The sequence below is a fragment of the Serratia sp. CC22-02 genome (assembly GCF_900182895.1).
GTDB lineage: Bacteria > Pseudomonadota > Gammaproteobacteria > Enterobacterales > Enterobacteriaceae > Serratia > Serratia nevei.
Genome location: NZ_FXUD01000002.1, coordinates 842,283 through 863,426, shown reverse-complemented (window position 1 = coordinate 863,426; position 21,144 = coordinate 842,283). Strand labels below are relative to the sequence as shown.

Annotated in this window: 24 protein-coding genes; 11 read left to right on the top strand and 13 right to left on the bottom strand. The window is 60.8% G+C overall.

Features of this window, described 5'->3' with window-relative positions; all coding sequences use genetic code 11:
* The first annotated feature begins 58 nt into the window (after positions 1-58).
* Complete coding sequence (locus QOL81_RS11020) at positions 59-886, top strand: MurR/RpiR family transcriptional regulator (protein WP_060421676.1); 828 nt, start codon at positions 59-61, stop codon at positions 884-886.
* Here the strand turns inward: QOL81_RS11020 and QOL81_RS11015 are convergent, their stop codons facing one another.
* Positions 887-1,234 carry a DUF1294 domain-containing protein gene (locus tag QOL81_RS11015; RefSeq protein ID WP_033647462.1) on the bottom strand — a complete coding sequence of 116 codons (348 nt, stop codon included), beginning with the start codon at positions 1,232-1,234 and terminating at the stop codon, positions 887-889.
* Positions 1,235-1,385: 151 nt separating this feature from the next.
* On the opposite strand from QOL81_RS11015, the gene QOL81_RS11010 reads away from it, so the two are divergent.
* Entirely contained in the window at positions 1,386-2,825 is a 1,440-nt protein-coding gene (locus QOL81_RS11010; protein ID WP_180548343.1) for a DUF2867 domain-containing protein, read from the top strand.
* 158 nt (positions 2,826-2,983) lie between these two features.
* Entirely contained in the window at positions 2,984-3,994 is a 1,011-nt protein-coding gene (locus QOL81_RS11005; RefSeq protein WP_060440301.1) for a 3-beta-hydroxysteroid dehydrogenase, read from the top strand.
* Here QOL81_RS11005 and QOL81_RS11000 read toward each other — a convergent pair whose 3' ends face one another.
* Positions 3,995-4,831, bottom strand: coding sequence for an N-acetylmuramoyl-L-alanine amidase (locus tag QOL81_RS11000; RefSeq protein ID WP_100396489.1), 837 nt, complete (start codon positions 4,829-4,831; stop codon positions 3,995-3,997).
* A 187-nt stretch (positions 4,832-5,018) separates the two neighbouring features.
* Between QOL81_RS11000 and QOL81_RS10995 the strand changes: the two genes are divergently transcribed.
* Positions 5,019-6,545, top strand: coding sequence for a DUF3300 domain-containing protein (locus QOL81_RS10995; protein ID WP_283439824.1), 1,527 nt, complete (start codon positions 5,019-5,021; stop codon positions 6,543-6,545).
* A gap of 49 nt (positions 6,546-6,594) precedes the next feature.
* On the opposite strand, the gene QOL81_RS10990 is transcribed toward QOL81_RS10995, so the two are convergent.
* Positions 6,595-6,918, bottom strand: a complete 324-nt coding sequence (locus tag QOL81_RS10990) for a heavy metal-binding domain-containing protein (RefSeq protein ID WP_004928400.1) — start codon at positions 6,916-6,918, stop codon at positions 6,595-6,597.
* Between the two features lie 159 nt (positions 6,919-7,077).
* Between QOL81_RS10990 and QOL81_RS10985 the strand changes: the two genes are divergently transcribed.
* From QOL81_RS10985 to artJ (QOL81_RS10960), 6 genes are all read left to right on the top strand, one after another.
* Positions 7,078-7,620 (top strand): lipoprotein, encoded by a 543-nt coding sequence (locus tag QOL81_RS10985; protein WP_049202208.1) that lies wholly within the window; start codon positions 7,078-7,080, stop codon positions 7,618-7,620.
* A 264-nt stretch (positions 7,621-7,884) separates the two neighbouring features.
* Positions 7,885-8,613 (top strand): arginine ABC transporter ATP-binding protein ArtP, encoded by a 729-nt coding sequence (artP, locus tag QOL81_RS10980; RefSeq protein ID WP_038884338.1) that lies wholly within the window; start codon positions 7,885-7,887, stop codon positions 8,611-8,613.
* A 32-nt stretch (positions 8,614-8,645) separates the two neighbouring features.
* Positions 8,646-9,377 carry an arginine ABC transporter substrate-binding protein gene (gene artJ / locus QOL81_RS10975; RefSeq protein ID WP_004928409.1) on the top strand — a complete coding sequence of 244 codons (732 nt, stop codon included), beginning with the start codon at positions 8,646-8,648 and terminating at the stop codon, positions 9,375-9,377.
* A gap of 9 nt (positions 9,378-9,386) precedes the next feature.
* On the top strand, positions 9,387-10,103 hold the full coding sequence (artQ, locus tag QOL81_RS10970) for an arginine ABC transporter permease ArtQ (RefSeq protein WP_025159684.1): 717 nt from the start codon (positions 9,387-9,389) through the stop codon (positions 10,101-10,103).
* Positions 10,103-10,771: an arginine ABC transporter permease ArtM gene (gene artM, locus QOL81_RS10965; RefSeq protein ID WP_197816472.1), complete on the top strand. Its 669-nt coding sequence runs from the start codon at positions 10,103-10,105 to the stop codon at positions 10,769-10,771. The genes artQ and artM overlap by 1 nt, the downstream gene beginning before the upstream one ends.
* A 199-nt stretch (positions 10,772-10,970) precedes the next feature.
* The gene (gene artJ, locus QOL81_RS10960) at positions 10,971-11,705 is read left to right on the top strand and encodes an arginine ABC transporter substrate-binding protein (protein ID WP_033637816.1); all 735 of its coding nucleotides are present in this window, start codon (positions 10,971-10,973) and stop codon (positions 11,703-11,705) included.
* Between the two features lie 32 nt (positions 11,706-11,737).
* Here the strand turns inward: artJ (QOL81_RS10960) and rlmC are convergent, their stop codons facing one another.
* The 9 genes from rlmC to QOL81_RS10915 form a co-directional block, all read right to left on the bottom strand.
* Positions 11,738-12,868, bottom strand: a complete 1,131-nt coding sequence (gene rlmC / locus QOL81_RS10955; protein ID WP_060440304.1) for a 23S rRNA (uracil(747)-C(5))-methyltransferase RlmC — start codon at positions 12,866-12,868, stop codon at positions 11,738-11,740.
* Positions 12,869-12,937: 69 nt separating this feature from the next.
* Positions 12,938-13,417, bottom strand: coding sequence for a YbjO family protein (locus QOL81_RS10950; protein ID WP_197757535.1), 480 nt, complete (start codon positions 13,415-13,417; stop codon positions 12,938-12,940).
* A 104-nt stretch (positions 13,418-13,521) separates the two neighbouring features.
* Entirely contained in the window at positions 13,522-14,367 is an 846-nt protein-coding gene (potI, locus tag QOL81_RS10945) for a putrescine ABC transporter permease PotI (RefSeq protein ID WP_025302238.1), read from the bottom strand.
* The gene (potH, locus tag QOL81_RS10940; protein WP_049202213.1) at positions 14,364-15,326 is read right to left on the bottom strand and encodes a putrescine ABC transporter permease PotH; all 963 of its coding nucleotides are present in this window, start codon (positions 15,324-15,326) and stop codon (positions 14,364-14,366) included. The genes potI and potH overlap by 4 nt, the downstream gene beginning before the upstream one ends.
* 24 nt (positions 15,327-15,350) lie before the next feature.
* Complete coding sequence (potG, locus tag QOL81_RS10935; RefSeq protein ID WP_049202214.1) at positions 15,351-16,484, bottom strand: putrescine ABC transporter ATP-binding subunit PotG; 1,134 nt, start codon at positions 16,482-16,484, stop codon at positions 15,351-15,353.
* Positions 16,485-16,606: 122 nt separating this feature from the next.
* Positions 16,607-17,716 (bottom strand): spermidine/putrescine ABC transporter substrate-binding protein PotF, encoded by a 1,110-nt coding sequence (gene potF / locus QOL81_RS10930; RefSeq protein WP_049202215.1) that lies wholly within the window; start codon positions 17,714-17,716, stop codon positions 16,607-16,609.
* Between the two features lie 406 nt (positions 17,717-18,122).
* Positions 18,123-18,602, bottom strand: a complete 480-nt coding sequence (locus QOL81_RS10925; RefSeq protein WP_060421651.1) for a type III secretion system chaperone family protein — start codon at positions 18,600-18,602, stop codon at positions 18,123-18,125.
* A 136-nt stretch (positions 18,603-18,738) separates the two neighbouring features.
* Entirely contained in the window at positions 18,739-19,641 is a 903-nt protein-coding gene (gene rimK, locus QOL81_RS10920) for a 30S ribosomal protein S6--L-glutamate ligase (protein WP_038880682.1), read from the bottom strand.
* 56 nt (positions 19,642-19,697) lie between these two features.
* On the bottom strand, positions 19,698-20,000 hold the full coding sequence (locus tag QOL81_RS10915; RefSeq protein WP_033646672.1) for a YbjC family protein: 303 nt from the start codon (positions 19,998-20,000) through the stop codon (positions 19,698-19,700).
* Positions 20,001-20,230: 230 nt separating this feature from the next.
* On the opposite strand from QOL81_RS10915, the gene QOL81_RS10910 reads away from it, so the two are divergent.
* Positions 20,231-20,494 carry a GrxA family glutaredoxin gene (locus tag QOL81_RS10910; protein WP_004938676.1) on the top strand — a complete coding sequence of 88 codons (264 nt, stop codon included), beginning with the start codon at positions 20,231-20,233 and terminating at the stop codon, positions 20,492-20,494.
* A 45-nt stretch (positions 20,495-20,539) separates the two neighbouring features.
* Here the strand turns inward: QOL81_RS10910 and QOL81_RS10905 are convergent, their stop codons facing one another.
* A complete protein-coding gene (locus QOL81_RS10905) occupies positions 20,540-20,929 on the bottom strand; it encodes an inner membrane protein YbjM (protein ID WP_033637808.1) in 390 nt (129 codons plus the stop codon).
* Positions 20,930-21,144 lie beyond the last annotated feature (215 nt).

The window sequence follows — 21,144 nt, the reverse complement described above, 5'->3', positions numbered from 1 at the left end:
CTGGCGAGCGGCGGCGTCTTTCCGCCACAATAGAAACGGGCATACTCAGAAAGGTAACGTGATGAATACAGGCAACTTGTTATTGCGGCTGCGGCAGGATTTGGCGGGGTACAGCCCCACGCTGCAAAAGCTCGGCAACTATCTTCTTGCGGAGCCCTCCCGCGCCGTTTACCTAACCATCACCGAACTGGCGCGTGAAAGCGCCACCAGCGAAGCCAGCGTCACGCGGCTGTGCCGCCATCTGGGCTGTAAAGGCTATACCGAATTTAAAATGGCGCTGGCCCTCAGCCTGCAACAAAACCAGCCGGAGGCGACGACGCGGCAAAGCGCAACGGAAAATTTGGTGGAAGAGAGCGTGCAGGCGCTGCGGGATACCGGCGCGCTGTTGGATCCTCAGGCGCTGCAACAGGCGGCGGACAGCCTGCAGCGTTGCGCTTCGGTACAGATTTACGGCGTCGCCGCCAGCGCCATCATCGGCGATTTTCTGCACTACAAACTGTTGCGCCTCGGCAAACCGGCGCAGCTGTTCAGCGACATGCACCGGGCGGCGATGAATGCCGCCTCGCTGAGTGAGCGGGATCTGCTGATCGTCATCTCCAGCTCCGGCTCCACCAAGGACGTACTGCATGCGGTGGCGTTGGCCAAAGGGCGCGGCGCACGCGTGATCGCAATCAGCAACACCCAACGCAGCCCGCTGGCTAAAATGGCGGATACGCTGTTGGTGGCGGCCAAACCGGAAGGGCCGCTGACCGCCGGCGCCCTGCCGGCCAAGGTCGGCGCCATGCTGCTGGTGGAGTTGATGATCGCCGAACTGGCTCAGCGCGATCCCGCCTACGCTCAGGCGATGCAGGCCACCGCCAGCGCTACCCTGCCGCTGCTGTTGTAATCAGAAGATCCAGCGGCCATAAACCCAGTACCACAGCCCCAGCACCGCCACCAGGTTGAGCGCCACGCTGAGGATGAACCAGGTTTTAAACGGCTGCTTCTGGGTTTTGTGGCGAAACAGCTGCTGTGCCACCAGTGCGCCCAACCATCCGCCCAGCGCGCCGAACAGCAACAGCGTCGCCTCCGGTACCCGCCGCCACCCTTTGCGCGCCGCCAGCTTATCGCCGCCGTAGATCAGAAACGTCAGCAGGTTGGCCAGCAGCAACCACATCCACACCGGATGCAGCGAGAACAGGCTGGCGACCAGCGCCAGGCCCAGCAGGGCGTAACAAATCACATTGAGCTTCATGACATCCGGTTTTTCGTTCGGTAAGGGGGCGCGTAGTGTGAACCTGCGCCAGGATGGATGCAACCGGCTTATGCCCATACAAAAAGTGCATTTAAACCCTGAATTTGGCATCCTGTCGTTCTGCCAATCCTCTACCGCACAAGGCGGCCCGATGACACCCCAACGCGTACTGGTTCTTGGAGCCAGCGGCTATATAGGCCAGAACCTGATCCCGCACCTGATCGAACAGGGGCACCAGATTACCGCCGCCGCGCGGCGCATCGAGTGGCTGCAGGAGCGGAACTGGCCGCAGGTCAACTGCCTGTATGCCGATCTGTATCGCCCGGAGACCCTGAGCGCGGCGCTGTGGGAGATCGATACGCTTTACTATCTGGTACACGCGATGGGCGACGGCGACGATTTTATCGAGAAGGAGCGCCAGGCGGCGGAAAACCTGCGCGACGCGCTGCGCAATGCCGGCGTCAAACAGGTGATCTTTCTCGGCGCGCTGCAGCCGAACGACGACAGCTCACCGCACCTGGCGGCCCGCCGCCTGACCGGCGAGATCTTGCGCCAGAGCGGCGTGCCGGTGACCGAGCTGCGCGCCGGCATCATCGTCGGCCCCGGCTCGGCGGCGTTCGAAGTGATGCGCGACATGGTCTATAACCTGCCGGTGCTGACGCCGCCGCGCTGGGTGCGTTCGAAGTCGTCGCCGGTGGCGCTGGAGAACCTGCTGGTTTATCTGGCCGATCTGCTGGCGCACCCGGCGCAGGAACACCGCATCTTCGACGTTGCCGGGCCGGAGTACCTCAGCTATCAGGATATGTTCAAACGCTTTATCGCCCTCAGCGGCAAGCGGCGCTGGCTGATCCCGATCCCTTTGCCGACGCGGCTGATTTCGGTGTGGTTCATCAGCCTGATCACCTCGGTGCCGCCGCCGATCGCCCGCGCGCTGATCCAGGGGCTGAAGCACGATCTGCCCGCCGACGGCCGGCCGCTGCAGGCCCTGATCCCGCAGCGGCTGCACACCTTTGATCAGGCGGTCGCCACCACGCTGCAGCGCGAACAGGAGGTGGTCGATTCCGCCGACTGGGGCTACGATCCGGCGGCGCGGGCCCGCTGGCGCCCCGGCTACGGTTACTATCCAAAACAGGCCGGTTGTTCGCTGGACACCGCCGCCACCCGCGAGGCCCTGTGGCAAACGGTGCAGCAGCTGGGGGGCGAAGAAGGCTATTTCTACGCCAATATTCTGTGGCGGCTCCGCGCTCGCATGGACGACATGATCGGCAACGGGGTGGTCTACGGCCGCCCGGCGCGCGCGACCCTGGCGCTGGGCGACGAGATCGACGGCTGGAAAGTCATCACGCTGAAGCCGCTGCGGCAACTGGCGCTGCTGTTCGGCATGAAGGCACCGGGGCTGGGGCGGCTGAGCTTCAGCATCACCGATCACGGCGATCGCCGCACGCTGGACGTGCGCGCCTGGTGGCATCCGGCCGGCTTCAGCGGGCTGCTGTATTGGTTCGCCATGATGCCCGCACACCTGTTCATTTTTCGCGGCATGGCGAAGCGCATCGCCGAGCTTGCTGAGAGCCGGGATCGCCAACAGCGCTGAACGCCGTTCATTTGTCGATCAACCGCACAGTTTGCCGCTGTGCTTCGGGGCTTTCCGATTGCATAGCGCACGAAATCACGGAAGAATGGCATCTTATTTGCTGGGAGCGCCGCAAGCGCCCGCCGGTATTCCGATTTTGGGTGAGAATAGAGTCCGTTATGAAGGTATTGGTCACCGGTGCCACCAGTGGGTTAGGCCGTAACGCCGTTGAATATCTGCGCCGCCAGGGCATCAAAGTGCGCGCCACCGGCCGCAACCAGGCGATGGGCGGCCTGCTGGAAAAAATGGGCGCGGAGTTTATTCATGCCGATCTCACCAATCTGATCTCTTCGCAGGCCAAGGCGATGCTGGCGGACGTTGACGTGCTGTGGCACTGCTCCAGCTTTACCTCGCCCTGGGGCACCGAAGAGGCCTTCGAACTGGCCAACGTCCGCGCCACCCGCCGCCTCGGCGAATGGGCGGCGGCCTACGGCGTAGCGCAGTTCATTCACATCTCCTCCCCGGCGATCTATTTCGATTACCACCATCACCGCAACGTGACCGAAGACTTCCGCCCGCAGCGCTACGCCAACGAATTCGCGCGCAGCAAGGCCGCCGGCGAGCAGGTGATCCAGCAGTTAGCGCTGTCCAATCCGCAGACTCATTTCACCATTCTGCGCCCGCAGGGATTGTTCGGGCCGCACGACAAAGTGATGCTGCCGCGGCTGTTGCAGATGATCAAACGCTACGGCAACCTGCTGCTGCCGCGCGGCGGCGCGGCGATGGTGGACATGACCTATCTGGAGAATGCGGTGCACGCCATGTGGCTGGCGACGCTAAAAGAAGATACCCCGTCCGGCCGCGCCTACAACATCACTAACCAGCAGCCGCGCCCGCTACGCACCGTGGTGCAGCAGCTGATCGACGATCTGGGCATGAAGTGCCATATCCGCTCCGTCCCCTATCCGATGCTCGATATGATGGCGCGCGGCATGGAACGCCTCGGCAGCAAAAGCGAGAAGGAGCCGGTGCTGACCCACTACGGCGTCGCTAAACTCAACTTCGACCTCACGCTCGATACCACCCGCGCGCAGCAAGAGCTGGGCTATCAGCCGATCGTCTCGCTGGAAGAAGGCATCGCGCGCACCGCCCGCTGGCTGAAAGATCACGGTAAGCTGCACGGCCTGTAATCAACGCGCCGCGCCGTACTTCACCAGCAGCGCATCGACAATCGCTTCACTCTCTGCATCCGGCTCGCCGCGCACATCGTCGGGCCGGAAGTGCATCTGAAACGCCGCTACCACGTTGCGCTGCTGCCGCGCATCCCATGACGGCTCGATCGCATAGCCGTAACGCGCCAGCTTTTCGAGCAGCGGCGTCATCGGTACCGGCGCATGACGATCGCGCCCCGCCAGCAAACGCTGCACGTCTCGTTCGTCCGGCCAGGCGCCGATGCCGGCCTGGGCCAGCTGCCGCCAGGGGAACAGCGGGCCGGGATCCTGTTTGCGCTGCGGCGCGATATCGCTGTGCCCCACCACGTCCTGCGGCTGGATGCCATAACGTTGGATAATGTCGCGGCTCAGCGGGATCAGCACGGCGATCTGCTCCGCCGTATAGGGTTGCCAGTGGGTGAACAGCATGCTGCGGGTGAAGCCCTTGTTGACGATTTCGATGCCGATCGAGGTGTCGTTGAGGTTGCTGCGGCCGCGCCAGGCGCTGGCGCCGGCATGCCAGGCGCGCATCGCTTCCGGCACCAGCCGATACACCGTCGGTTTGCCGTGCTCGCGCTGCGGGTGCGCCGGCAGCAGATAATGGGCGCTGACGTGCTCGTCGGTCAGCGTTTTCAGCGATGAATGGAAGTCTTCCGCCGTGTAGTGCATCACCAAAAACCGGATGCGCTGATCGGCGCCCTGTGCCTGATGCAGGGTTTCGAGCTGGTAAGCGCCGCGATCGACGAGCGTATCCTGCTGTGGATTTTGGCACCCCGCCAACAGCGCGGCGGCGATAATCCCTGGCCAAATTTTCATTTATCCTCCTGATTATCGTCCGTGAAAGATGTAACGTAACGCGATTAACCTGTATCCAATCATCACGCTCATCGAGAAATGATGACAGATAGCGCCGATGTGCAAGCGAGTGTTGCTCCCGGCTGGCGGCCTCTCCCGCCCATGATAGTCTCAAAGTATCATCTGCGCTGAAAGAGCGGAGTCGAACATGTTCACGCCACGCTATCTGTCCTGGTTGCTCTGTGCCGCCATGCTGCCGCTCAGCGGCTGCGATCAGCAAAAAGTCGCCGGTGCGATGGGCGGGAGCACACCGCCCCCGGCCGCTCCCGCCGCCACTGCAAGTGCGCCGGCCTATACGCCGCTGACCGCCGATCAGCTTTACCAATTGGTCAGCCCGGTGGCGCTGTTCCCCGACAAACTGCTGGCGCAAGTGTTGGCCGGCGCGGGTTACCCTGACCAAATCAGCGCCGCGGATGCCTGGCTGGCGCAAAACCGCGGATTGCAACCGGCGGCGCTCAGCTCGGCGGCCGACGCTCAGCCCTGGGATGCCAGCGTGCGCGGCCTGGTACAATTCCCCGACGTGCTCGATCAGATGGCGAAGAACATCCCCTGGACCACCGCCCTGGGCAGCGCCTACCTCAACGATCCCACCGACGTGATGAACGCCATTCAGGTGATGCGCCAGCGGGCGGCCAGCCAGGGTACGCTGAAAAACACCCCGCAGCAGCGCATCGTCGTGGCGCCCACCACCCGCTACGTGGAGCAACAGTCTTATCGTCAGAGCGTGGTGGCGGCGCCGGGCGAAACCATCGTCATCGAGCCCAGCCAGCCGGATACGGTTTACGTCCCGCATTACGATCCCTGGGTGGCCTACGGCACGCCGATCCCCGCCTACCCCAGCTATCAGTATCAGCCTTCGGGCTACAGCGGCGGCGACATGTTGGCGGCCGGCGTGATCAGCTTCGGCGTCGGCATCACGGTCGCCTCATTGTTCAATCAGCACAACAGCGGTTGGCACAACTGGGATATGCGCTGGGACGACCGACGCCAACCGGTGGTCTACCGCAATGCGCCTTACGTATCGCACTCCACCACCGTGGTAAATCGCGTCACCAACATCAACCAATATAACAACGTCAACAATGTGAATCGCAGCAGCACCAGCACGGTGAACAACTACAATACATCCCCCGCCGCGCCGACGCCGCGCTTCAACGCATCGACGCCGAACGCGGCGCCGCAACAGCCGCGCGTCGCGCCTGCAGCCCATGCGCCGATGACCATGCCGAACTTTGCGCATACCCAGCCGGTAGCGGCCGCGCCGCACGTGCAACAATCGGTCAACGCGTCCCATGTGCAGCAACCGATGAGCATGCCGACGTTCACGCATACCGAGCCTGCGGCGCCCCACGCGCAGCAGCCGATGGCCGTGCATTCAGCGCCGGTACAGACGCATCCGATGCCGGCCGTCGCGCCGGTGCATCAATCCGCCGTGCGGCCACCGGTTCAGGTCGCACCTCACGTCGCTCAGCCGGCGGTACGCGAACCGGCCGTAGCGCCGCACCCGGCGGTAGTGCGCCCGACGCCGATGCCGCAAGAACGCGTCATGCCGCATCCGGCCCCGGCGCCGCAGATCCGCCCGTCGTTCGTTCAGCCGATACAGCATCGCCAGGAGCCGGCGCCGGTAAAACCGCAGGAGCACCGCCCGATCGTCGAGCAGCACAAGGTGGGGTAAAGCAAGAGAACGTCGCCCCGGCAGAATGGCCGGGGCGCGGAGAATAGCGTTAGCGGCTGACTTTCACCGCGGTGCCGCTGACGGTCACCATCAGCATGCTGCCGTCTTTGCCAACGGTTTCATAATCGATATCAATGCCGACCACCGCGTTGGCGCCCAGCTCTTTCGCCTGATCTTCCAGCTCTTCGAACGCGATCAAGCGTGCCTTGCGCAGCTCTTTCTCATAAGCGCCCGAGCGGCCGCCGACGATATCGCGCACGCCGGCGAAGAAATCACGAAAAATGTTGGCGCCGAGGATCGCTTCGCCGGTCACGACGCCGCAGTATTCGGTGATGGTGAACCCTTCCAGGGTCGGGGTAGTTGAAAGCTGCATCAGAATTCCTTGTTTGATTAATTCAACGTATCTATGACCAGAGGATTGGCATTATGTTCGCTTAATCAATGGCACGCAGTACGAATGCAAGGCCAAAAAACGCATTTATACTGTAAGCTATCGGTCTTCATGGTAGAGACTTTCACATAAGGTAATAAGATGAAAACAAAAACGATTGCGGCTGTTTTACCCTTAGCGCTGTTGCTGAGTGCCTGTACCACGGTGGAACCGGCATACAAGGATATCGGCACCCGCAGCGGCAGCTGTGTGGAAGGCGGCCCGGATACGGTCGCGCAAAAGTTCTATGACCTGCGCATCCAGCAGGGCGCCGGCCTGCCGGACAGTAACCGCCTGGCGCAGCTGCAACCTTACCTGAGCAAAGTGCTGTATCAGGATCTGGTCAGCGCCGGCCAGAACCCGGGCAAGCACCGGATAACCGGCGATCTGTTCTCCGGCAATGCGCAGGGGCCAAGCAGCGCGTCCGTCGCCAGCGCCTCGACCATTCCTAACACCGATGCGAAAAACATCCCGCTGCGCGTTGACTTGAGCTACCAAAAAGACGCCAACAGCACCGTGAACTGGCAGGACGAAGTGCTGATGGTGCGCGAAGGCACCTGCTGGGTGGTTGATGATATTCGCTACCTGAATGTTCCAGCGCACGCCACCAACGGCAGCGTGCGCCAGGTGCTGGAAAACCAGTAACCCGCAATACCCCGGCCGACGCGGGCTTGCCGCGTCGGTCATCCCCGCCGTCCGCCCACAGCTCGAATTTCGTCCAATAGAAAAAATTTCGCTACCGATCTCACAGCCTGCGCCACAAATCCCCTCCCTCGGCTTGAGTCGCGGTATCTTGTGCTAATCTTTTACTGTCCCGCCGCACACTCATAAATTTTAACGCACAAAGATTGCATAAGTATTCTGTGGAAGTTAACATTTGCGGCATCAATGTCTATTCAATTCTGGCGCATGAGTATTCAACTTAACGGTATCAATTGCTATTACGGCGCTCACCAGGCGCTGTTTGACATCACGCTGGATTGTCCAGCCGGGGAAACCCTGGTGCTGCTTGGCCCAAGCGGCGCCGGGAAAAGTTCATTGCTGCGGGTGCTGAACCTGCTGGAAATGCCGCGTTCGGGCCAACTGCAGATCGCCGGTAACCAATTCGACTTTAAGCAGGCGCCGGGCGAGAAAGCCATTCGCGAACTGCGCCAAAATGTCGGCATGGTCTTCCAGCAATACAACCTGTGGCCTCACCTCACCGTGGTTCAGAACCTGATCGAAGCGCCTTGCCGCGTGCTGGGTCTGACCAAGGCTCAGGCGATGGAGCGTGCCGACAAGCTGCTCAAGCGTCTGCGCCTGACCGACTTCGCCGATCGCTTCCCGCTGCACCTTTCCGGCGGCCAGCAGCAGCGCGTGGCGATCGCCCGTGCCCTGATGATGGAACCGCAGGTGCTGCTGTTCGATGAACCGACCGCGGCGCTGGATCCGGAAATCACCGCTCAGATCGTCAGCATCATTCGCGAACTGGCCGGCACCGGCATCACGCAGGTGATCGTCACCCACGAAGTGGAAGTGGCGCGCAAGACCGCCAGCCGCGTGGTGTACATGGAAAACGGCCACGTGGTGGAGCAAGGCGACAGCAGCCACTTCACGCAGCCGCGGACCACCGAGTTTGCCAACTACTTATCACACTAACAATTAACTTGCTGTAATTTGGGGAGTTTGCGATGAAAAAACTAATAATCGCCGCCGTTCTGGCCGGCATCAGCGTTTCCGCCTCCGCAGCCGAAACGATCCGTTTCGCTACCGAAGCCTCCTATCCTCCATTTGAATTTATTGACGCCGGCAACAAGATTCAGGGTTTTGATGTCGATCTGGCCAACGCCCTGTGCAAAGAGATGCAGGCCGAGTGCACCTTCACCAACCAGGCGTTCGACAGCCTGATCCCGAGCCTGAAGTTCAAGCGTTTCGATGCGGTCATGGCCGGTATGGACATCACGCCGGAGCGTGAAAAGCAGGTGCTGTTCACCAAGCCGTACTACGATAACTCGGCGCTGTTCATCGCGCAGAAAGGCAAAATCGCCGACGTGGCGGCGCTGAAAGGCAAGAAAGTGGGCGTGCAAAACGGCACCACCCACCAGAAATACCTGACCGACAAGCACCCGGAAATCACCACCGTGCCTTACGACAGCTACCAGAACGCCATTTTGGATCTGAAGAACGGCCGCGTTGATGCGGTGTTCGGCGATACCGCGGTGGTCAACGAGTGGCTGAAGCAGAATGACGCGCTGGCGGCAGTGGGCGCCAAAGTGACGGATAAAGACTACTTCGGCACCGGCCTCGGCATCGCGGTACGCCAGAAGAACACCGATCTGCAGGGCAAGTTCAACGCCGCTCTGGACAAGATCAAGCAGGATGGGACCTATGAAACCATCTACAAAAAATGGTTCCAGCAGTAATACGCCCCGATGAATGAATTACAACCTTTAGCAAGCGCCGCCGGCATGACCGTCGGCCTTGCCGTTTGCGCCCTGATCCTCGGGCTGATTCTGGCGATGCTGTTCGCCGTATGGGAATCGTCCCGCTGGAAAGCGGTCAGCTGGCTCGGCACCGCCTGGGTGACCGTGCTGCGCGGCCTGCCGGAAATCCTGGTGGTGCTGTTTATCTATTTCGGCTCGTCGCAGCTGCTGCTGATGCTCTCCGACGGCTTTACCCTCAACCTCGGTCTGTTCCAGCTGCCGATTCAGCTGGCGATCGACAATTTCGAAGTCAGCCCGTTCCTGTGCGGGGTGATCGCTCTGGCCCTGCTCTATTCCGCCTACGCTTCGCAGACGCTGCGCGGCGCGCTCAAAGCGGTGCCGCAGGGGCAGTGGGAGTCCGGCCAGGCGCTGGGGCTCGGCAAGGCGGCGATCTTCTTTCGCCTGATCATGCCGCAGATGTGGCGCCACGCCCTGCCCGGCCTCGGCAATCAGTGGCTGGTGTTGCTGAAAGACACCGCGCTGGTGTCGCTGATCAGCGTGAACGATCTGATGCTGCAAACCAAGAGCATCGCCACCCGCACCCAGGAACCTTTTACCTGGTATGTGATCGCCGCGGCCATATACCTGCTGGTGACGCTGTTCAGCCAATACGTCATCAAACGCATTGAGCTGCGCGCCACGCGCTTTGAGCGGGGGCCAGTCTGATGATTGAGTATTTACCGGAGATCCTCAAAGGGTTACACACCAGCCTGACGCTGACCGTCGCCGCGCTGATCGTCGCGCTGGTGCTGTCGCTGCTGCTGACGGTGATACTGACGCTGAAAACGCCAATCCTGACGCCGCTGGTCAAGATCTACGTGACGCTGTTCACCGGCACACCGCTGCTGGTGCAGATCTTCCTGATCTACTACGGCCCCGGTCAGTTCCCGGCGATCCGCGACTACCCGTGGCTGTGGAACCTGCTGTCGCAGCCCTGGCTGTGCGCGATGATAGCGCTGGCGCTAAACAGCGCGGCCTACACCACGCAGTTGTTCTACGGCGCGGTGCGCGCCATTCCCACCGGACAGTGGCAGTCGTGCGAAGCGCTGGGCATGTCGCGCCGGCAGACGCTGCGCATCCTGCTGCCGTTCGCCTTCAAGCGCGCGCTGTCGTCTTACTCCAACGAAGTGGTGCTGGTGTTCAAAAGCACCTCGCTGGCTTACACCATCACGCTGATGGAGGTGATGGGCTACAGCCAGCTGATGTACGGCCGCACCTACGACGTCATGGTATTCGGTGCCGCAGGCCTGGTGTACCTGTGCGTCAACGGCCTGCTGACGCTGCTGATGCGCTTGGTGGAGCGCCGCGCGCTGGCGTTTGAACGCCGCAACTGAGGCCGCCTCCCCCCATGAGCCCCGCCATTGCGCGGGGCTTTTTTTATCCCCATGGCAATACTTAATCATTTATATTGCATTTTAATTCACTCAGTGGCAGGGTTATCAGCAGGCGCACACGTAAAAACCTCTGGCGATTACCAGTAAAAACAAACGATAGCGAATAATCACTTTCAGGATTCAGACAGGAGCTCTACGCATGAAAAAACTGCTGCTTGCCGCGACGATGTTGGCCGGGATCACCTTTAACGCCACCGCGGCCGAGACCATCCGCTTCGCCGCTTCCGCCACCTACCCGCCGTTCGAATCGCTGGACGCCAACAACCAGATCGTCGGCTTCGATATCGATCTGGCCAACGCGCTGTGCAAGCAGATGCAGGCGCAGTGCACCTTCACCAACCAGGCGTTCGACAGCCTGATCGCCGCGCTGAAATTCAAGAAATACGATGCGGTGATTTCCGGTATGGACATCACGCCGGAGCGCAGCAAACAGGTCGCCTTCACCCAGCCTTACTACGCCAACTCGGCGATCGTGATCGCGCAAAAAGGCAAGTTCAGCTCGCTGGCGGATCTGAAAGGCAAAAAGCTCGGCATGGAAAATGGCACCACCCACCAGAAATACATGCAGGACAAGCATCCGGAGATTAACACCGTCTCTTACGACAGCTACCAGAACGCCATTCTGGAGCTGAAAAACGGCCGTATCGACGGCGTGTTCGGCGACACCGCCGTGGTGAACGAGTGGCTGAAAACCAACCCGCAGCTGGCGCCGGTGGGCGAGCACATCACCGATGCACAATACTTCGGCACCGGCCTCGGCATCGCGGTACGCCCCGACAACCAGGCGCTGCTGGCCAAGCTGAACGCCGCGCTGGACGCCATCAAGGCCGACGGCACCTACAAGGCCATCAACGACAAGTGGTTCCCGCAGTAAGCAATAAGGCCCGGTTATCCGGGCCTTATGTTTTATAAAATCCGCACCAACAGCGTCAGCACTTCGTAGTGCGCGGTATGCGGGAACATGTCGAACAGCTGCACCCGTTCGATGCGGTACCCCGGCAACATCTCGATATCTTTCGCCATGCTCTCGGCGTTGCAGCTCGAATAGAGAATATAGTCCGGCGCCATCCGGCTCAGGTAGTCGCACAGCGCCTGGCCGATGCCACGCCGCGGCGGGTTGACCAGCACCAGCTGCGGCACCTGACCTTCGGCGGTGGCGAAGCGGGTGGAATCGAGCGCCTGAAAATCTACGTGCAGCAGCCCTAACCGCTGCGCCGACTGGCGGGCGCAGGCGATCGCTTCCGCGCTGATTTCGATGCCGGTCAGCCGCGTTTGCGGTTGCGCGCAGTGCAGGCCGAAACCACCGACGCCGCAGAACAGATCCCACATGCTGTCGATACCCAGCGCGCGCACCCAGTCGCGGGCGGTGGCATACAGATCGGCGGCCACCTGCGGGTTGGTCTGGAAGAAGCTTTGCGGGCGGATAAACAGCGGCACCTGATTGAACCGCTCCTCCAGCGCCTGCTGTTCGGTCAGCGCAATCTCGCGCTCCCCTTCCATGATCGCCATGTGCACCGGCTGAATATTGGCGGAGATCACCTTGAGCTGCGGCAGCTGCTGCTGCAGCCACGGCAGCGCGGCGCGCAGCTGCGCCAGCTTGGTTTCCGAACGCAGCACGAAGCGCAGCATCACGCCGCCGTCGAGCGTGCTTTCGGTCAGCAGCAGGTACTTCAGCTCGCCGCGTTTGCGCGCCACGTTATACGGCGTCAGGCCCGCGCGGGCGATAAAGCTTTTCAGCACCGCAAACATCGGCGCAAAGGCGGCGGGATACAGCGGGCAGCCGCTCAGATCGACCGGCGTGCCGTCGCGGTGCAGCATGCCGAGCAGCGGGCGCTCCACGCTGCCGCTGACCACCATCTTGGCTTTATTGCGAAATGCGCTCAGCTCTCCCGCCACCGGCTGCAGCCACTGCGCGACGTCGCGCCCGGCCAACAACGATTGCAGGTGATGCTGTTTGTCGGCCAGTTGCTGCGGATAGGGCTTTTCCAGCCACTGACAGGAACGGCAGGTGCCCGCCGTATACAAAGCGCAATACATGAAGATTACCGTGAAGTTCAGGATGACGAATTAAGGGCGCAGAGTTTACCACTCCGCGCGCCTAAAATCTCACTTGCGCGCGGTGAAGAAGCGGCGGCTGGCGGTAGGGACGAACAGCAACGCCAGGATCACCACGTCGGGGATCTTTTGCAGGATCAGAACGTGCAGGATTTGGCCGCTGGTTTCCCCTTCCACGGTAAACACCTCGGGGAAAACGCTGCCGATGGTGGCCAACAGCAGGTAAAGCACCACAATGCACTGGCAGGCCACATAGCCCCAGCGCCCCCAGTTGCGGCCGCGCATCACCGCAAAGCCGCAGCTGATTTGCAGGCACAGCAGCATCAGGCCGGCCAGAAAAATAAGGGTAGAATCCCACGCCTGCGCGCTGGTGTTGACGAACTCCTGCGCACCGTCGACGCCCAGTTCGCCCAACAGCAGCACCACGCTGATACACTTGATCGCGACCATGGCGGTACCCGCCACCATCACCGGCACCGGCGCATCCGAAGTCGATCCCATTCCCTGCCCGCTTTTCAGCATGTCTGACATATCCGTGTTCCGCTACGACGCGCCACCAATACAGATGGCGCATGTAAAGTCAGGTAGTTAGTTGCAATACTTATTGATTGCAAAAATAGCAGGTTTGTTACGATTCAGCTACGGGCCGCCCGCTGTAATTCACGCGATCGTTGTTTTTCCGAGCGCGCCATAAACCACCAGGCGATCAGGCCGAGAATGCCCACCACCAGCAGGATCAGGCTGGCCAACGCGTTAATTTCCGGATTCACCCCCATGCGCACGCTGGAGAATACCAGCATCGGCAGCGTGGTGGCGCCCGGGCCGGAGACGAAGCTGGCGATCACCAGATCGTCCAGCGACAGGGTGAACGCCAGCATCCAGCCGGAGATCAGCGCCGGCGCGATCATCGGCAAGGTGATGACGAAGAACACCTTCAGCGGCGGCGCCCCCAAATCCATCGCCGCCTCTTCAATTGAGCGATCCACCTCGCGCAGGCGCGAGCTGATCACCACCGCCACGTAAGCGGTACAGAAGGTGACATGCGCCAGCCAGATGGTGAACATGCCGCGTTCCGACGGCCAGCCGAAGGCGTGCCCCATCGCCACGAACAGCAGCAGCAGCGACAGGCCGGTGATCACGTCCGGCATCACCAGCGGTGCGGTCAACATAAACGCAAAACCGGTCGAACCGCGAAAGCGGCCGAAGCGCACCATCACCACGGCGGCGATGGCGCCCAGTACCACCGCGGCGGTGGCGGAGGCGGCGGCGATGGTCAGGCTGAGCCCTACCGCGCTGATCATCGCCGAGTCGTGAAACAGTTCGGTATACCAGCGCGTGGACCAACCGGCCCACACCGTCACCAGCTTGGAGCTGTTGAAGGAGTAGATCACCAGCATCAGCATCGGCGCATACAGGAAGGTAAAGCCGACCGTCAGGATGGCGATGCGCCACGGTGAGCGTACTACCGGCAAGTTGTTCATTCCTGCCCCCCCATTTCCTTGTTCTGGTGTTTGTGGAACCACAAAATTGGCACGATCAACAGCAGCAGCATGATGGTAGCGACCGCCGAGGCCACCGGCCAGTCGCGGTTATTGAAGAACTCCTGCCACAGCACGCGGCCGATCATGATGCTGTCCGGCCCACCGAGCAGTTCCGGGATCACGAACTCGCCCACCGCTGGAATGAACACCAGCATCGAACCGGCGATGATGCCGCCGCGCGTCAGCGGCACGATCACGCTGAAGAAGGTTTTCAGCGGCCGGGCCCCCAGATCCAGCGACGCCTCCACCAGCGAGTAATCCAGCCGGATCAGCGCCGTGTAAATTGGCAACACCATAAACGGCAGATAGGAATAAACGATGCCGATATACACCGCCAGGTTGGTGTGCAGGATCACCAGCGGCTGGTCGATCACCCCTAGCCACATCAGAAAGTTATTCAGAATGCCGTTGTTTTTCAGAATGCCCATCCAGGCATAGACGCGGATCAGGAACGAGGTCCAGGAAGGCAGGATCACCAGCAGCAGCAGAATGTTGCGGGTTGACGCCTTGCTGTGGGCCACTGCCCAGGCCAGCGGATAGCCGATGATCAGGCAGCACAGCGTCGAGACCGCCGCCACGCGCAGCGACTGCAGATAGGCGTCGATATACAGCGGATCGTCGGTCAGCTGCAGGTAGTTGGCGAAGTTGAGCGCGATGTTCAGCTTGCCGTCCGCCCAGCTCAGCAGCTCGGTGTAGGGCGGCACCGCCAGCGCCAGCTCCGCCAGGCTGATCTTGAACACGATCAGGAACGGCAGCATGAACAGCAGCGTCAGCCATAAATACGGCAGCGCGATCACCAGCTTGCGGCCGTGAGCCATCAGCAGGCGGTGGAACAGCGCCTTGAAGGTGCCGGGCGTTTTGGCCGGCGGTTCCGGCGTGCGTTCAGAAAGCAGGGTCATACGGGTTACTCCTCACCGGCTCCACTACACTGTCAACACTACGCAGCTGTCGGTTTCCCAGCACAGACGCACTTCATCGCCCCAGGTCGGCATCCCCTTGCGGAAACGGTGGCCGTTTTGCAGCTGGGCGCTGATAATCTGCCCGCTGTGCAGCTTCACGTGATAGATGGACAGATCGCCCAGGTAGGCAATGTGCGCCACTTCCCCCACCGCGAAGTTGCAGCCGTCTGCCGGCACCTGTTCGCACAGCAGGATCTTCTCCGGCCGCAGCGCCACCTGGATCGGCACGCCGTCCACCACCGAGGCGTCCGGATCCACCTTGATCGCATGGCGCAATCCGGGGCTTTGCAAGATCAGCGCGTCGTCGTGCCGCTCCTGCAATACGCAGTCGAAGACGTTGACCGAGCCGATAAATTCGGCGCTGAAGCGGCTGTTCGGATGCTCGTAGATCTCTTCCGGCTCGCCGATCTGCACGAACTTGCCGCGGTTCATGATGGCGATGCGCCCCGCCATGGTCATCGCCTCCTCCTGATCGTGCGTCACCATCACGCAGGTCACGCCGACGCGCTCGAGAATGTCGGTCACTTCCAGCTGCATGCGATCGCGCAGCTTCTTGTCCAGCGCGCCCATCGGCTCATCCAACAGCAGCAGCTTCGGCCGCTTGGCCAGGCTGCGCGCCAGCGCCACCCGCTGCCGCTGGCCGCCGGAAAGCTGGTGCGGCTTGCGCCTGGCGAACTCCTGCATGTGCACCAGCGCCAGCATTTCCGCCACCCGTTCGGCGATTTCTGCCCGCGGCATTTTGTCCTGCTTCAGGCCGAAGGCGATGTTCTGCTCTACCGTCATGTGCGGGAACAGCGCGTAAGACTGAAACATCATGTTGATCGGCCGCTGGTACGGCGGCACGTGCGACATATCCTGCCCATCGAGCACGATCTGCCCTTCCGAGGGCTGTTCGAAGCCGGCCAGCATGCGCAGCAAGGTGGATTTGCCGCAGCCGGACGGGCCGAGCAGCGCAAAGATTTCGCCCTTGTAGATGGTAAGGCTGACGTCTTCGACCGCGTTCTGCCCGTCGAAGGTTTTGGTGAGGTTACGGATTTCCAGCAGAGGGGTGAAAACCTTCTGCGACTTGGCTTGAGGACGAGGGATGGCGTCGTTCAATCGGGGTGCTCTCCGGCGTAAAGCGGCACAAAACCACGGCGAGCGCCGTGGCCCAAAACGGCAATGCAGGCGGGGGCACCCGCCTGCCGGTTTACCGACGATAGGGGGCTATCCCCCTATCATCACTTCCCGCTTTTAACTTTAGTCCATGCGCGGGTAATGACACGGTCCAGCTTCGGCGACTGCACGTTGAGCGTGAACAGCTTGGCGCGAACATCGGCCGGCGGATAGACGTTCGGGTTATCGCGCACTTCGGCATTCACCAGCGGCGTGGAATCCTTCACCGCATTGGCGTAGTAAACGTGATTACTGATGTCCGCCATCACGTCCGGCTTCAGCAAGAAGTTCAGGAACTGGTAGGCGGCATCCTTGTTCTTGGCGTCCGCCGGCATGGCGAACATGTCGAAGTAGGTCAGCGCCCCCTCTTTCGGGATCGCATAGGCCACGTTGACGCCGTTCTTCGCCTCTTTGGCGCGGTTGGCCGCCTGCATCACGTCGCCGGACCAGCCGATCGCCACGCAGATATCGCCGTTCGCCAGATCGTTGATGTACTGGGAAGAGTGGAAATAGCGGATATTCGGCCGCAGCTTCAGCAGCAGATCGTTGGCCGCGCCGGTATAGTCCGCCGCGTTGGTGCTGTTGGGATCTTTACCCAGGTAGTGCAGCACGGTGGCGTAGACTTCGCTCGGCGCATCGAGGAAGGAAACGCCGCAGCTTTTCAGCTTCTCGAGGTTTTCCGGCTTGAAGATCAGATCCCAGCTATTGACCGGCGCGTCTTTCCCCAACGCCGCCTTCACCTTGTCGACGTTATAGCCGATGCCGGTGGTCACCATCATGTAAGGGATGCCGTATTTGTTGTCCTTGTCGTTGTGCGCCACCAGCTTCAGCATCTCGGGATCGAGATTTTTGTAGTTGGGGATTTTGCTCTTGTCGAGCGGCTCGAAAATGCCGGCCTGCGACTGACGCTCGAGGAAGTTGGACGAAGGAACCACCAAATCGTAGCCGGTGCTGCCCGCCATCAGTTTGCCTTCCAACACTTCGTTGGAGTCAAAGACGTCGTACACCACCTTGATACCGGTTTCTTTCTGGAATTTGGCCAGGGTATCCGGCGCGATATAGTCGGACCAGTTATACACGTGCAGCGTTTTCTCTTCGGCTGACGCCGTGACGGACGCGGCCATCAACAGGCCGGCAACCACACCCGATAACCACTTTTTACGTTGGGTGACCATCCGTAACTTCCTCCAAAACAGGGTGAATCATAGAATTGAACTTGTATCTGCAGCGATACAAAACCTTTCCTGATTGAGCGCAATCGTTGCAACCGCGAACTGAATGGCTATGCATATGATTGCATGCGCCTTTTTTCACTGCCCTGCTCGCGTGGTCACAAGGGAAATCGCAAGCCCTTTGCAGAATCAGCAGCATAGCCGCTGCTACCGCAACCCGCCAGCCCCCAGGGTAAAAAACGCCTTTTATCGATTTTTTATGCAGTTTTTCTCTATGTGATACGCCATTAACGGCACAAAAGGCGAGAAAGATCGGGCGGCAAAGGCCAAAGTGCAGAATATTTTATTGCGGAGGGGAATAACGGCTGCATGCCGCCGGAACGACGGCATGCTTAAGGTACGGCGAGGATCAGTGCAGCATCGGCTGACGCGCAGCGCCAGCGGGGATCTCTTCTTCATCCCCCATAAACAGCAGATCGTTCGCCCGCGCTTCGAGGATCACCATCGAGACCTGCTCTTCACCCTGCTGCATAAAGTGGGTGAACTGCTCATAGGTGATGCCGACCGCCACACTCAGCGACTGGCAGACGATCAGCTTCGGCAGGTTGTCGTCCTGAATGTCGACAAAGGCTTTGATGGTCAGCGAACTGGCGTTGATTTGGCTCAGGTCGGCCACCAGCGGGATCAGCGCGGTCGGCTTCACCTCGGCCAGCGCGGAGAACAGAATGACGTTGTCCACCAGATCTATCTTGGCATCGAACACGCCGTCGAAGTTCTGCATGTGCGGCAGGTGCAGCGCCTGGCAGGAATCGCACTCAAAGAAAGAAATGCCCGACTGATCCAGCCAGCGCCGCAACAGCGCCAAATCGGGGACAATGAGTGAATCCATAATAACCAGCCTCACAATATTCAATACGCGAAAAGGCGCATAGCTTACGGAATATTCACCCGATACGCCACGATCAATGCGGCTTAATTCACTAATTAAGATATTGCTCGGCGAGAAAAGCGCGCCGCCCGCCCCGTCACCCGCCGGATTTCAGGCGAAAGCCAGGCCGGCCGCGCTGCTCGATGTATTCGATCATCATACCGGCGATGTCCAGCCCGGTGGTGGTTTCCACGCCTTCGAGCCCCGGCGACGCGTTGACCTCCATCACCAGCGGGCCGCGCTCGGCGCGCAGGATATCCACCCCGGCGACGTCCAGCCCCAGCGTGCTCGCCGCTTTCACCGCAATCGCCCGTTCTCTGGCGGTGATGGTCACCTTGCGGGCGGTGCCGCCGCGGTGCAGGTTGGAGCGAAATTCGCCGGGCTTGGCCTGCCGCTCGATGGCGGCCACCACCCGGCCGCCCACCACCAGGCAGCGCACATCGCTGCCCTGCGCTTCGCGCACGTATTCTTGCACCAGGATATGCGCGTTCAGGCCGCGAAAGGCATCGATCACGCTTTCCGCCGCCTGGCGGGTTTCCGCCAGCACCACGCCGATGCCCTGCGTGCCTTCCACCAGCTTGACCACCAGCGGCGCGCCGCCGACCAGCTCGATCAGATCGCCGGTGTCGTCGGGCGAATGGGCAAAACCGGTGATCGGCAGATCGATGCCCTGCCGCGCCAACAGCTGCAGCGAACGCAGCTTGTCGCGGGCGCGGGTAATGGCCACGGATTCGTTTAGCGGGTAGCTGCCGAGCAGCTCGAACTGACGCAGCACCGCCGTGCCGTAAAAGGTGATGGCGGAGCCGATGCGCGGGATCACCGCATCGTAACGCTCCAGTTGGCGGCCGCGATAATGAATGGTCGGCGCCGCCGGATTGATGTTCATATAGCAGGAGAGCGGATCGATAATATCGATGCTGTGCCCGCGATCTTCTGCCGCTTCACGCAGCCGCTTGCATGAGTAGAGCGTTCCGTCGCGAGAAAGAATGGCAATTTTCACTCGTCACCCCAAAAAGACCAACGCCTGCCCGGCAGGCGGGTTAGCGGCCGCGGCGCTCAGGCGCGCGGATCGCTGTCCTGATTATCTTTCGATTGCGGCTTGCGGCGATCGTTTTCCGGCGGCAGGCCGCCGCGCATCAGCGGCCCGAAGCCCTGCACCACGCGCCACACCAGAAACGCCGCCGCCGGCACCATCAGCGCCACGCCGAGGAAAATCATGCCGACCGCCGCCTGCTGCGACGCCAGCCAGCCCGGCAGCTGCAGGTGGCCGTGAATGCTGAGGTAGGCCAACACCAGCATCACGATGCCCAGCCCTTCCAACACCAGCACCGGGCGCGGTAAGTCACCGAATGAACGCATATTTTTCTTCTCCAGAAGGTCTGCCCCCAGTGTAGTGAATTCCCGTCGGCGGCGACAGCCCCGGCCGACTAATTGGTTACATGAATCAGATTAACAGGTAATTCCTGCTTTTTTTTCACCGCCTCAACGGGCATAGTAGGCGCCATCTGACGCAGGTAATGACTTTTTCGGTGACGGGATGTCGTTGCGGTAGCGAACAATTTATTGAAAATCCAATTAAGGAGCGTTGCATGTTTGCAGTAATCTTCGGGCGTCCTGGCTGTCCTTATTGTGTCCGCGCTAAAGAACTGGCGGAAAAACTGACTGAAGAACGCGACGATTTCAACTTCCGTTACGTTGACATCCACGCGGAAGGCATCACCAAGGCCGATCTGGAAAAAACCGTCGGCAAACCGGTTGAAACCGTGCCGCAGATCTTCCTGGATGAGAAGCACATCGGCGGTTGCACCGATTTCGAAGCTTACGCCAAAGAACACCTGAACCTGTTCCAGTAAGTTTTTGAACGAAAAAGACAAAAAAGGCGCTTAACGCGCCTTTTTTTATTGCCGCTGCCGCCGGTGCAGTTGCTGCAGCGTCTGCAACAGGCCGAGGGCGAACAGCATCAGCATCGCACCGAACACGCACCAGAACACCGCGCTGGTGGCGTACGCCAGCTCCTGCCAGAACGAAGAGGACGGCGTCAGCCAGAAGTGGCGGATCAACAGGCACAGCGGCAGCGCATACAGCGCGCCGAGCAGCGGGCAAAGCAGCCGCTTGCGGCTCGACAGATAGCTGGCGATCGCACCGGGGATCACAAACAGCAGCAGGCCGGTTTCGCCGTGGTGCTCATGATCCGTGCTGCCGAACAGGCCGGTTTGCTGGCCGAGAAACACCAGGCTGAACAACAGAAAACAGCTGAGAATGCCCAGCCAATATCTATAACTCGTCATGCGAATTCTCCCCCGCCCAATTACTGCATCAATAGAAATCGGCCTGGCCCCCGCGCGGAGACGCTGAACCGAATTTTTTCCTTGGTCAAAAGAGAGTTAAATGCGCACGGCGGCGCAGGAAATCAGCTTTCTGTGCTGGCTGTCATCGGTCATAGCGTCTAGAATGAACGCCGCCGAACGATGGTTCGCTTCGCCTTACGCTGGTGGTGATTTAT